Below are 12,148 nucleotides of genomic sequence, written 5' to 3' on the forward strand. Positions count from 1 at the left end.
CAGTTCCTAGAACTGGCCCGTTCTTGGTAGGTAGGAGCAAACGAGCACGTCGTCGCCCTGGGTCAGGATCTGCGCGACGGCCTGACGCTCCGCGCCACCCGGCGTGCGCGCAGCCTCGACCTGCATGGTGAACAACACCTGGGCCTGATTCGGCGACCACGTCACGATGCGGTCGATCGACGAGACCTCGGCGCTCTTGTACTGCCTGCGGAACGCGTCGCTGGCGAGATTGGCCAGAGCCATGTCGGCCTGGCGGTCCTTGATCTCGTCGAACAGACCGCACGACGCGTTGCGCGCAATGGTCTCGTCGTCGCCGTCGGTGAGCGCGTTGACGTAGTCCTGAATTGCCGACCTCGCGCGGTCCGGCGTCAACGCCGCGTCCGATGCGCCATCGTCGCGGCCGACGAGCAGCAGGCCCGCCACCACCGCGCCTATGACCGCGACGGCCAAGACGGCGAGGCCGATCCACTTGAGCGGGCGCCTGCGCTTCGGATAGGGGACCGGCGGCGGCAGCGCCCCGGGGTACGGCGACGGCACCTGCCCCGGGTAGCCCTGCGGAGGCGGCGGATAGAGGCCGCTGGGCGGCATCATCGGCTGCTGGGACGACGAATCGGGGTACGGGAATGGGCCGGCCATGACGTTGTTAGGCTAGCGCACCGACCTGCCCGCTCCAGGAAAGCAATGCTCGCGCGGGTTTCCGTAGACTTACTTAGTCGCATTATCAAAACGAGGGGTGCCTTCCGTGACCATTGCGGTGACCGGATCGATCGCAACCGACCACTTGATGACATTCCCGGGGAAGTTCTCCGAGCAGTTGCTCGCCGACCACCTGCAGAAGGTGTCACTGAGCTTCCTCGTCGACGACCTGGTCCTCCACCGTGGCGGCGTGGCGGGGAACATGGCGTACGCGATGGGCATCCTCGGCGGTCAGCCGACACTCGTCGGCGCCGTCGGCAAGGACTTCGACGACTACCGGGAATGGCTCACCGCCCACGGCGTCGACTGCGCGCACGTGCTCGTGTCCGACAGCGCGTACACCGCCCGCTTCGTCTGCACCACCGACCAGGACATGGCCCAGATCGCGTCGTTCTACCCCGGCGCGATGAGCGAGGCCCGTGACATCAAGCTAGCTGACGTCGTCGCCGCCAAGGGCAAGCCCGACCTGGTGATCGTCGGCGCGAACGACCCGGACGCGATGTTCAGGCACACCGAGGAATGCCGTGCGCTGGGACTGGCGTTCGCCGCCGATCCCAGCCAGCAACTCGCCCGGCTGTCCGGTGACGAAATCCGCACGCTCATCGACGGTGCGGCCTACCTGTTCACCAACGACTACGAGTGGGATCTGCTGCTGCAGAAGTCCGGCTGGTCGGAGGCCGAGGTGATGAGCCAGATCGAGCTGCGCGTCACGACGCTGGGGGAGAAGGGCGTCGACCTCGTCGGCGACGGCACGTTCATCCACGTCGACGTGGTGCCCGAGACGCACAAGGCCGACCCGACCGGCATCGGCGACGCGTTCCGCGCCGGGTTCCTGACCGGTCGCACCGCGGGACTGAGCCTGGAGCGCGCCGCGCAGCTGGCCTCGCTCGTCGCCACCCTGGTCCTCGAGGCACCCGGACCGCAGGAGTGGAGCTGGGACAAGGACGCCGGCGTCAAGCGGCTGTCCGACGCCTATGGCAGCGAGGCCGCGGCCGAAATCGCCGCAGCTCTGGCCTGATCCGCGGGTTCGCCGTGGCGGCCTAGAGCTGCACCGGGTAGTGCGGCTCCTTGATGTCCGGGGTCACGCTGCCCTCGACGAAGATCGCGTGCCACAGCATGAAGATCAACACCGTCCACAGCCGGCGGCTGTGATCGCTGACGCCACCGCGGTGCTCGTCGAGCATGCGGCGCACGGTCGCGACGTCGACGAGGTCACCGGCCTGCGACGCGGCCACCATGGCGTACGACCAGTCGAGTAGCTCGCCGGCGCGTAGCCAGTGCCGGATGGGCACCGGGAAGCCCAGTTTTGGGCGGTTGAGCACGTGCGCGGGCACCACCGGTTCCAGCGCGCGGCGCAGCGCGTACTTCGTCGTGGCGCGGGTGATCTTCTGCTCGAACGGCAGCCGTGAGGCCACCGCGAACACCTCGGGATCGAGGAACGGCACGCGCAGCTCAAGCGAGTTCGCCATCGTCATCTTGTCGGCCTTGACCAGGATGTCGCCGCGCAACCAGGTGAACAGGTCGACGTGTTGCATGCGGGCGACGGGGTCCCAGCCGTCCGACGCCTCGTAGAGCGGGGCGGTCACGTCGGTGTGGGTCCATTCCTGACGGAACTTGCGCAGCGTGGCGCGCAACTGGTCGTCGGAGAAGCTGCGCGCGTTGCCGTAGTAGCGCTCCTCGAGCGTCAGCGATCCGCGGTGCAGCAGGCTCTTGCCCCGCATGCCCTCGGGCAGCGGCCGCGACGCCTTGCCCAGACCCCGGCGCAGCGGGCGGGGCACGTAGTCGAAGGCCTTGAGCGACAACGGCTCCCGGTAGATCGTGTACCCGCCGAACAACTCGTCGGCGCCCTCGCCGGACAACACGACCTTGACGTGCTTGCGCGCCTCCCTGGCGATGAAGAACAACGGGATCAACGCCGGATCGGCGACGGGCTCGTCGAGGTACCAGACGATCTCGGGGAGCGCGGCCACGAACTCGGCCTGGCTGACCACCTTCGCGACGTGCCGCGCGCCGATCGCCTCGGCCGAGGCCACCGCCACGTCGACCTCGGAGAACCCCTCCCGCTCGAAACCTGTGGTGAACGTGATCAAGCGGGGGTTGTGGCGCATGGCCAGCGCCGCGATGGCCGTCGAGTCGATGCCACCCGACAGGAACGCACCGACCGTCACGTCGGCGCGCATGTGCTTGGCCACCGAATCCTCGAGCACCGCGGTGATCTCGTCGTACCGCGCCTGCTCGTCGCCCGCGACGAACGGGGTGGGCGCGAACCGGGGAGTGAAGTACCGCGTCACCACCGGCTCCTCGCCCGGCCGGATGCGGACGTAGGACCCGGACTCGAGCCGTCGTACGCCGCGGTGCAGCGTCTCCGGCTCGGGCACGTACTGCAGCACGGTGTAGTGCTGCACGGCGCGCTCGTCGATGCCGAGGTCCAGTCCCGCGACCTCCGCGAGGGCGAGCAGGCTCTTCTTCTCGCTGCCCAGCACCGTGCCGCCGGGACCCGTCGCCATGAACAGCGGCTTGATCCCGAACGGATCGCGGGCGCAGAACAACTCCCGCGCCACCGTGTCCCACAGCGTGAACGCGAACATGCCGCGCAACCGGCTCAGCGCCGCGGGACCCCAGTGGTGGTAGGCCGCGACGATCGCCTCGCCGTCACCGTCGGTCGCGAATCGGGCACCGTGGGAGGCGGCGAGTTCCTCGCGCAGTTCCAGGTAGTTGTAGATCTCGCCGTTGAACACCAGGACGTAGCGATCGGGCGCCTCCGGTGGACCCCACCGAAGCGGCTGATGACTGTGCGCGATGTCGATGATCGACAACCGGTTGAAGCCGAGCACGACACTCGGCGCCGACGTGTCGTCAGCCCACGTCCCTGGCTCGTCCGGACCGCGGTGACGCATCAGGTGAGATGCTCCGGATACCGCCTCTACCAGGCCATCTGCGGCGCTGGCGGACGGGTCGGTCAAGTAGGCCAGGAGTCCGCACACCGCGTCAGTATGCCGAATGGCGAAATGGTTTGCCCTCACCCGGACGGGCATCCCCCGGTCGCTTCGCCCACTCTCGAGCGCGTGGTCTACGCTGCGTAGTATTCACCCGGTTTCACCGACCGCCCAGCGGTCCACCGACTTCATAGGAGGCGCCGACGTGACCGCTCGCGGGCTGAAGCTTGTGGCGTTGTCCGTGGTTCTGGGCGGGATGACCCTCCTGCTCAGCGGCTGCAGTTGGTCCGAGGCGCTCGGCCTCGGCTGGCCCAACGGCATCACGCCGGAAGGCAAGCTGAACCGCGAGCTGTGGATCGGCTCGATCATCGCGGCGATCGTCGTCGGCGGCATCGTGTACGTGCTGATCTTCTGGACCAGCGCCTTCCACCGGAAGAAGAAGACGGACACCGAGCTGCCCCGCCAGTTCGGCTACAACATGCCGCTCGAGCTGACGCTGACGGTCATCCCGTTCATCATCATCTCGGTGCTCTTCTACTTCACCGTCGTGGTGCAGGAGGAGCTGCTCAAGAAGGAGCCGAACCCCGAGGTCGTCATCGACGTCACGGCATTCCAGTGGAACTGGAAGTTCGGCTACCAGAAGATCGCCTTCACCGACGGCACCCTCGAGTACGACGGCGCCGACGACGCACGCAAGGAAGCGATGGTGTCGCGGCCCGAGGGCGTCGACGAACACGGTGAGGAACTCGTCGGACCCATCCGCGGGATGAACCCCGAAGACCGCAGCTACCTGAACTTCGACAAGATCGAGACGATCGGCACCAGCACCGAGATCCCGGTCCTGGTCCTGCCGAAGGGCAAGCGCGTCGAGTTCCAGATCGCCTCCGCCGACGTCATCCACGGCTTCTGGGTCCCGGAGTTCCTGTTCAAGCGCGACGTGCTGCCGGACCCCAAGGCCAACAACTCCGACAACGTCTTCCAGATCAGTGAGATCCAGGAGACCGGCGCATTCGTCGGCCGCTGCACGGAGTACTGCGGCAGCTACCACGCGATGATGAACTTCGAGGTCCGCGTCGTCGAACCCAACGAGTTCAAGGCCTACCTCCAGTACCGCCAGGACAACCCGACCGCGTCCAACGCCGACGCCATGATGGCCATCGGGCTGCCAGGCACGGCGATCACGACCAAGCCGTTCGACACCCGCCGCGGCGAGCAGGCTCCGCAGGCGAGATAGGTAGGGACGACACACATGCACATCGAAGCCAGGTTGTTCGAATTCCTCACCGCGTTCTTCGCGTTGGCCGCCGTCGTCTACGGCGTGCTGACCTACCTCTACGCCAACGGTGGCATCGAGTGGGCGGGCTTCGTCGCGCTCGTCCTCACCACCGGGCTCTCGCTGATCACCGGGACGTTCTTCCGGTTCGTCGCGCGGCGCCTCGACACGCGCCCCGAGGACTATGAGGACGCAGAGGTCGCAGACGGCGCCGGCGAGCTGGGCTTCTTCAGCCCGCACAGCTGGTGGCCGCTGCTGATCGCACTGTCCGCCTCGGTCACCGCGGTCGGACTGGCCATGTGGTTGCCGTGGCTGATCGTCGCCGGCGTCACGTTCGTGCTGGCGACGGTGTCAGGGCTCGTCTTCGAGTACTACACCGGTGTCGAGAAGCACTGACCCACGTCACCGTACGACCGCCAGTCGGGCGACTGGCCGCGTCGTGTGAACCTCCGACGAGTGGCGTTGGGTAGTGTTGCCGGGGCAGCGGTCGGTCACGGTGACATCGCCGATCGAGCAGTCGAGAAGGATAGGCTGGTAGAGGACAGGCGATGAGCGGGCCGAATCCCCCTGGACCGGAATCTTCGACTCCGGAAGAACCGGGACGCGACGTACCCGCCACCGGTGAGACGGAGATCTACTCGCGGGCGTACTCGGCCCCCGAATCCGAACAGTTCACCGCTGGCCCGTACATGCCGCCGGACTCCGGGCTCTACGACTACGACTCCTACGACGCGGCGCCGACCCCGCCCATCGACCAGGAGCCGCCCAAGTGGCCCTGGGTAGTGGGCGTCGTCGCGATCATCGCCGCCATCGCGCTCGTCGTGTCCGTCACCCTGCTGGTCGCTCGCACCGACAGCACTGACCTCGCCAACCCCGCGACGACCACGACCAGCTCGGGTCCACCGGTCCAGGACGAGTTCACCACCACGACGACGACCACCACGACCACGCCGCCGCCACCGCCCCCGCCGCCCACCAGCGAGCCGCCGCCCCCGCCGCCCCCGCCGTCGAGCGAGCCGCCGCCACCTCCGCCGGTCGAGGCACCGCCGCCACCGCCCGTCGAGGCACCTCCGCCACCGCCACCGCCGGTCACCACGACCGCGCCGGCAGGTCCCCGGTTCATCACCTACACCGTGACCGGGACGAAGGCGCCGCTCGACCGCATCTCGGTGACCTACACCGACGCCTCGGGCCGGCAGCGCACGCAGCAGAACGTCTACATCCCGTGGTCGCTGACGGTCACCCCGATCTCGATGTCGGAGTTCGGCTCCGTGCAGGCGTCCAGCCTGCTGCGGCTGTCGAAGCTCAACTGCTCCATCACCACCAGCGACGGCCAGACGATCGCTTCGTCACAGACCAACGATTGGCAAACCAGCTGCTGATGACCAACGACATTCGCGCCGACGGGTCCTCGCGGCTGAACACCGAGTCACTCGACACGACAGACCGCATCCTGCTCGGTGCTGCCGCAGCCCTGTGGCTGACCGCTCTAGGTGCAGGCGTCGCGGCCGTCGTAGCCCTGTCGAACCTGGGCGGTGCCGACTCGGGCAGTGGGGGGGAGTCCGACACGCCCTGGCTGCTCTACGCGGTGATCGCCGTGTCGTTGATCGTCATCGTCGCCGCCGTGCCACTGCTGATCCGCGCGCGCCGCGCCGCGCTCGAGGGCCAGACCGGCGATGCGGCCACACCCGAGGCTGCTGCTCCGCGTTCCGACCGGACGGGCGGGGCATTCGGTGATCCGGTCGCCACGACGAACCTGCGGGCGCCCGGCGCTCCCACGATCAGGCGACAGTCCGTGCCGCCACCGGCGAGCAGCCGGGTCGGCTTCCCGACCGCGGCGGTCGAACGCATCTTCCTGCGCTGCCCGGCAGGGATCGCTGCCGCGATGGGCGCGGCCGCCACGCTGATCGGCATCGCGACGTACCTGACCGCGACCGACCACGACACCCCGGCCTGGATCGCCTACGGTCTGGCGGGGCTGGTCATCGTGGCGATGCCTGCCATCCCGGTGTTCTTCCTGCGCCGGCTGCGTTCAGTCCTGGCTTAGGGTTTCCCGCCGGCCGCCACGTCGGGATCGAGGATGTACAGCCCTGCGAGTGTTCGATCGTCCCGGAATGTGATGCGGGCGACGAAGTCACCGGCCTCGAAGGTCAGGGGCGTGTTGGTGGTGGTGAAGTCGCCCGCGCGCACGGAGTCGGTGTCGCCGTGGCCCTCGTAGGCCCCAGCCATCCCCACGATGTGGGCCCACGCCTCGGCGAGCCCCTCCTCGGTAAGCCGCTCGCGCATCGTGGCGTCGAAGCGAGCGCTGACGTCGGCCCACCGGGTGTGGGCGAGATCGTCGATGACCGTCCTGGCCAATTCGTCGGCACCGGGTAGTGGAGTGGTGTTCATGACTTCTCCCGTTCGTGGATCGATGGGCTTGCCGTAGCGCTGGAACACGGCCTGGCGCGAGACGCCGAGCACCTCGCCGATCTCCTGCCACGTTCGGCCGGCCTGTCGTGCCTGCTGCACGGCCGCGGCCATCAACGCCTCAGCCCGGTCCTGAACCCCGTGCGCTGCGCGTACCAGCTCGAGGGGATCGTCCTCGGCGCTGAGCACCGGGGCCGCGAGGATCTGGCCCAGCTGGCGGTGCAGCTGCTGACCAGTCGCCGTGAACGAATCGGGCATACGTCAATAGTGTCTTGACGGTACGCCTGCTGTCAAGCAAGTCTTGACGAGTCCGTACCCGGGACACAACAAAACTGCGATGGGGGTCGTGAACCTGTCCGGTTCACGACCCCCACCGCAGTTTCGATGAAGTGCTACTCGATCGTCAGTGATGACCATTCGACGAGCCATTGCCGTTCGAGCCGTTGGACCCATGGCCGTTGGTGCCGTGACCATTGGTTCCGTGGCCGTTCGTGGCATGGCCGTTGGAGCCGAACTCCTCGTCCTGGTACTCCTTGAGCGCCACCAGCGCCCGATGCTCGGAGGCATGCGCGGCCGCGGTGACGGCAGCGCTTTCCGACGCGGGATCCGGGAACAGGAAGCCACCGGTTCCGGTCGCTCCACCGGAGCCCAGCTTGTTCATCTTCTTCGGCAGAGCCGCACCCTGGTACTCGAGCGGGATGGGGTGACCGTGGTCGTCGACCGGGCCGAGCGGCTGATGCAGCTCGATGTAGGCGCCGTGGGGCAGACGCTTGATGATGCCCGTCTCGATGCCGTGCTCGAGAACCGCGCGGTCACTGCGCTGCAGCCCGACACACCAGCGGTAGGTCAGGAAGTACACGATCGCAGGCAGCACCACCATGCCGATGCGGCCGATCCACGTCGTTGCGTTCAGCGAGATGTGGAACTTCAGCGCGATGATGTCGTTCATGCACGCGAAGGTCAGCACGATGTAGAACGCGATCGCCATGGCACCGATGGCCGTACGGACCGGTGCGTCACGCGGACGCTGCAGCAGGTTGTGGTGTGCCGTGTCGCCGGACCACCGCTTCTCCAGGAACGGATACACGACCAGCAGGCCGAGGATCAGGCCCATCAGGACGGCGATCCACACCGGCTGCGGGATCGTGTGACCGAAGGGGTAGAACTCCCAGGCCGGCCACAGGCGGATCAGGCCGTCGGTCCACATCATGTAGAAGTCGGGCTGGCTACCGGCCGAGACCTGAGAAGGCTTGTACGGACCCAACACCCAGACCGGGTTGATCTGCAGCAGACCGCCCATCAGGCCGAGGATGCCGACCGTCATCGCGAAGAACGCGCCGGACTTGACCGCGAAGACGGGCATGACGCGGACGCCGACCACGTTCTTCTCGGTGCGGCCGGGGCCGGGGAACTGCGTGTGCTTCTGGAACCACACCAGCGCGAGGTGGGCACCGATGAGCGCCAGCATGATGCCGGGCAGCAGCAGGATGTGCAGGGCGTAGAGCCGCGGGATCAGGATCGTGCCCGGGAAGTCGCCACCGAACAGCGCCCAGTGCATCCAGGTGCCGATGACCGGAAGGCTCATCGTGATGCCGGAGAGGGCGGCGCGGATGCCGGTGCCCGACAGCAGGTCGTCGGGAAGCGAGTAACCGAAGAAGCCCTCGAACATGGCCAGGATCAACAGGATCGCGCCGATGACCCAGTTCGCCTCACGCGGCCTGCGGAAGGCGCCGGTGAAGAAGATGCGGGCCAGGTGGACCATGATCGACGCCGCGAACAGCAGGGCCGCCCAGTGGTGGACCTGCCGGACGAACAGACCGCCGCGGACCTCGAAGCTGATGTCGAGCGCCGATGCGTAGGCACGCGACATCTGCACGCCGTTGAGGGGCTGGTAGACGCCCTCGTAGGTCACCTCGGCCATGGACGGGTCGAAGAACAGGGTGAGCCACACGCCGGTGATCAGCAGGACGATGAAGCTGTACAGCGCGATCTCACCGAGCAGGAAGGACCAGTGCGTCGGGAAGACCTTGTTGAGCTGACGGCGCACGGCCGCCGAGGGGTGGTAACGCGAGTCCATCGCGTCGCCCTGCGCGGCAAGTCTGGCGCCGAGCTTGGATGTACCACTCTGTGGACTCATGACGATCTCTCCCAGAATGCCGGTCCGACGGGTTCGATGAAATCGCCGTTGGCGACGAGGTACCCGTCTTGGTCGATGGTAATCGGAAGTTGTGCCAACGCCCGTGCTGCAGGACCGAAGATGGGCTTCGCGAAGTGCAACGCGTCGAACTGCGACTGGTGGCAGGGGCACAGGATCCGATAGGTCTGCTGCTCGTAGAGCGACGACGGGCAGCCCAGGTGTGAGCACACCTTGGTGTAGGCGAAGAGATCACCGAAGTTGAAGCTCTCCTGGTTCTGCCGCTTGACCACCCGCGGCAGGTCCTCGGGCCGAATGCGGATCAGCATCACGGGGTTCCGGATGCCCATCGCGATCTCGGTGAGGTGGTGCGACGACTCGACGGTGGTGCCGTCGCCGTCGGACTCGCGCCACGGGAACACGGTCTCCATGCCGCCGGCGTCGAGGTCCTCGGGGCGCATCTTCACGAACGGCGACTCACCTGGCAGGCCGGTGGAGCGGGCCAGGAAGATCGTCTCGCCGGTGTATCGGGGCGTCCACCCCGACGTCCACAGCACGGCCTTCTTGCCCTCGGCCGTCGGGACGACGGGCTTCCACGGGTTCTTGATCAGACCGCCGAGGAAGGCGACCAGCGTGCCTGCGCCGAACGCGCCGAGACCGATGCCGAGCGAGAGGCCAATCATCTTGCGGCGCCTGATGGTCGAGCCATCGAGGGTCTCGGTCAGCTGTGCCGCGATCGTCCTGCGGTGGAGTTCGGGGGAGGCGCCGTCGTGGCGCTCCTGGATCGAGATCTCCTCGGGGATGAACTTCTTCTGATACAGCACGGCGCCAATGCCGATCGCGAGGACCGACAGGCCGAACGTGAGGCCGTACAGCGGCGTTGCGAGGCTGTAGATGCGCTCGCCTTCGGCACCGAAGGGCTTGTACTCCCACGGCCAGAAGATGAAGATCACCATCAGGGCCAGGCCCGAGATGCCGCCCAGTAGAAGCCAATAGGCCACCGCACGCTCGGCGCGCTTCTCGGCCTTGGTGCCCTCGACGGGGAAGCGGGGTCCCTTGAAGACGGTGTCGACGCCGTCGAGCTTGGCGCCGAGGCGAACGAGTTCCTCGCGCGACATCTTGGCGAGCTGCTCGTCGGTGGGCTGGCCGGGAGCGCCCAGCTGACCCGGCGCGTCGGTTCCCTTCGGCGTGCCCTCGGTGCCCGAGTGCTCGGTGCCCGTTTCGTTGCTCATGCTCGCGATCCCACCCACATTGCAGCGGCGATGACGCCGACCATTCCGATGATCCACGCGGCCATGCCCTCGGACGTGGGTCCGAAGCCACCAAGCCCGTAGCCGCCGGGATCGGGGGTCTGAGCCGCAGTCTTGACGTACGCGACGATGTCGCGCTTCTGCTCGGGGGTCAGCTGCCGATCGGAGAACTTCGGCATGTTCTGCGGACCCGTGAGCATCGCGGTGTACACCTGTGCGGGCACTTCGGCGGCCTCGCCGAGGTCGGGCGCCCACTTGCCGGACGACAGCGCACCGCCCTTGCCGGTGAAGTTGTGGCAGGAGGCGCAGTTCAGGCGGAACAGGTCGCCACCGCGCGCGACGTCGTCGCCGACGAGGGAGGCGTCGGCGATCTCGCCGTTCGCCTCGCGGGGCACGACGGGGCCGCCGCCGTTGGCCTGGACGTAGGCGCCGATCGCGTCGACCTGGTGCGGGTCGAACGCCGGGTCCTTGCGCTGCGCCTGTGCCTCGCCGCGCATCGCGGGCATGCGGCCGGTGCCGACCTGGAAGTAGACCGCGGCCTCGCCGGTGCCGATGAGGCTGGGCCCACGGTCGGGCACGCCCTGCAGGTTGGCGCCGTGGCACGACACGCAGGACGTCTCGAACAGCTGCTTGCCCGTGCGGAGCAGGGCCAGCTGCGACTCGTCGGCTTGAGCGACCTGAGGCTTGGGCGTCAGCGTCGCGGCCATGCCGCCCGCGAGTGCGAGTCCGATGAACAGCAGCAGGGCTGCCGACAGGCGTCGGCGGAACCGACGGCGGGACTTGCTGGTCATCGAAACCCTTCTCATCGGAAGCTTCATGGTCATCGAACGAAGTAGATGACGGCGAACAGGGCGATCCACACGATGTCGACGAAGTGCCAGTAGTACGACACGACGATCGCCGCAGTGGCCTGAGCCGGGGTGAACTTGCTCATCCGGGTGCGGATCAGCAGCAGCACGAAGGCAACGAGTCCACCGATGACGTGCAGGCCGTGGAAGCCGGTCGCGAGGTAGAACACCGAGCCGTAGGCGCTACCCGGGATCGTGGTGCCCTCCTCGACGAGGTGCACGTACTCGTAGCCCTGGCCGAGGACGAAGAACAGGCCCATCGCGAAGGTCAGCGTGTACCACCGGCGGAGGCCGTAGACGTCGCCGCGTTCGGCGGCGAAGACGCCCATCTGGCAGGTGAACGACGACGCGATGAGCACCAGCGTCACGGGCACGGCCAACGCGAGGTTCAACTCGGTCGGGGCGGGGGGCCAGTCACCCCCGGCCTGAGCCCTCGCGGTGAAGTACATCGCGAACAGTCCAGCAAAAAACATCAACTCGCTGGAAAGCCAGACGATGGTGCCAACACTCACCATGTTCGGACGGTTCAGCGAATGGACCCGCGACGTGATAGCGGTTCCGGAAGTGCCTACAGCGCTCGTCACAATAAGAAGTATGACGCT

General features: G+C 67.3%; 12 protein-coding genes. 5 read left to right on the plus strand and 7 right to left on the minus strand.

Annotated elements, in window-relative coordinates; all coding sequences use genetic code 11:
* Positions 1-6: 6 nt before the first annotated feature.
* On the minus strand, positions 7-636 hold the full coding sequence (locus G6N61_RS02080; RefSeq protein WP_163916865.1) for an Rv0361 family membrane protein: 630 nt from the start codon (positions 634-636) through the stop codon (positions 7-9).
* Between the two features lie 106 nt (positions 637-742).
* Between G6N61_RS02080 and G6N61_RS02085 the strand changes: the two genes are divergently transcribed.
* On the plus strand, positions 743-1,714 hold the full coding sequence (locus tag G6N61_RS02085; RefSeq protein WP_163916867.1) for a carbohydrate kinase family protein: 972 nt from the start codon (positions 743-745) through the stop codon (positions 1,712-1,714).
* 22 nt (positions 1,715-1,736) lie between these two features.
* On the opposite strand, the gene asnB is transcribed toward G6N61_RS02085, so the two are convergent.
* Complete coding sequence (asnB, locus tag G6N61_RS02090) at positions 1,737-3,680, minus strand: asparagine synthase (glutamine-hydrolyzing) (RefSeq protein ID WP_163916870.1); 1,944 nt, start codon at positions 3,678-3,680, stop codon at positions 1,737-1,739.
* Between the two features lie 157 nt (positions 3,681-3,837).
* Between asnB and ctaC the strand changes: the two genes are divergently transcribed.
* From ctaC to G6N61_RS02110, 4 genes are all read left to right on the plus strand, one after another.
* Positions 3,838-4,866, plus strand: coding sequence for an aa3-type cytochrome oxidase subunit II (gene ctaC, locus G6N61_RS02095; protein ID WP_163916872.1), 1,029 nt, complete (start codon positions 3,838-3,840; stop codon positions 4,864-4,866).
* 15 nt (positions 4,867-4,881) lie between these two features.
* Positions 4,882-5,301 (plus strand): cytochrome c oxidase subunit 4, encoded by a 420-nt coding sequence (locus G6N61_RS02100; protein WP_163916875.1) that lies wholly within the window; start codon positions 4,882-4,884, stop codon positions 5,299-5,301.
* A 152-nt stretch (positions 5,302-5,453) separates the two neighbouring features.
* Positions 5,454-6,287 carry an MmpS family transport accessory protein gene (locus G6N61_RS02105; protein ID WP_163916877.1) on the plus strand — a complete coding sequence of 278 codons (834 nt, stop codon included), beginning with the start codon at positions 5,454-5,456 and terminating at the stop codon, positions 6,285-6,287.
* Entirely contained in the window at positions 6,287-6,952 is a 666-nt protein-coding gene (locus G6N61_RS02110; RefSeq protein ID WP_163916879.1) for a DUF2561 family protein, read from the plus strand. The genes G6N61_RS02105 and G6N61_RS02110 overlap by 1 nt, the downstream gene beginning before the upstream one ends.
* Here the strand turns inward: G6N61_RS02110 and G6N61_RS02115 are convergent.
* The 5 genes from G6N61_RS02115 to ctaE all read right to left on the minus strand — a co-directional run bounded on the left by G6N61_RS02115 (position 6,949) and on the right by ctaE (position 12,130).
* Positions 6,949-7,572 carry a DUF3887 domain-containing protein gene (locus G6N61_RS02115; RefSeq protein ID WP_163916881.1) on the minus strand — a complete coding sequence of 208 codons (624 nt, stop codon included), beginning with the start codon at positions 7,570-7,572 and terminating at the stop codon, positions 6,949-6,951. The genes G6N61_RS02110 and G6N61_RS02115 overlap by 4 nt on opposite strands.
* A 145-nt stretch (positions 7,573-7,717) precedes the next feature.
* Positions 7,718-9,391: a cytochrome bc1 complex cytochrome b subunit gene (gene qcrB / locus G6N61_RS02120; protein WP_407666465.1), complete on the minus strand. Its 1,674-nt coding sequence runs from the start codon at positions 9,389-9,391 to the stop codon at positions 7,718-7,720.
* Positions 9,392-9,447: 56 nt separating this feature from the next.
* Positions 9,448-10,680 (minus strand): cytochrome bc1 complex Rieske iron-sulfur subunit, encoded by a 1,233-nt coding sequence (qcrA, locus tag G6N61_RS02125; protein WP_163916885.1) that lies wholly within the window; start codon positions 10,678-10,680, stop codon positions 9,448-9,450.
* On the minus strand, positions 10,677-11,489 hold the full coding sequence (gene qcrC, locus G6N61_RS02130) for a cytochrome bc1 complex diheme cytochrome c subunit (RefSeq protein WP_179973552.1): 813 nt from the start codon (positions 11,487-11,489) through the stop codon (positions 10,677-10,679). The genes qcrA and qcrC overlap by 4 nt, the downstream gene beginning before the upstream one ends.
* A gap of 29 nt (positions 11,490-11,518) precedes the next feature.
* A complete protein-coding gene (gene ctaE / locus G6N61_RS02135) occupies positions 11,519-12,130 on the minus strand; it encodes an aa3-type cytochrome oxidase subunit III (RefSeq protein ID WP_163916889.1) in 612 nt (203 codons plus the stop codon).
* Positions 12,131-12,148: the final 18 nt, after the last annotated feature.

The sequence above is a fragment of the Mycolicibacterium arabiense genome (assembly GCF_010731815.2).
GTDB classification, from domain to species: domain Bacteria; phylum Actinomycetota; class Actinomycetes; order Mycobacteriales; family Mycobacteriaceae; genus Mycobacterium; species Mycobacterium arabiense.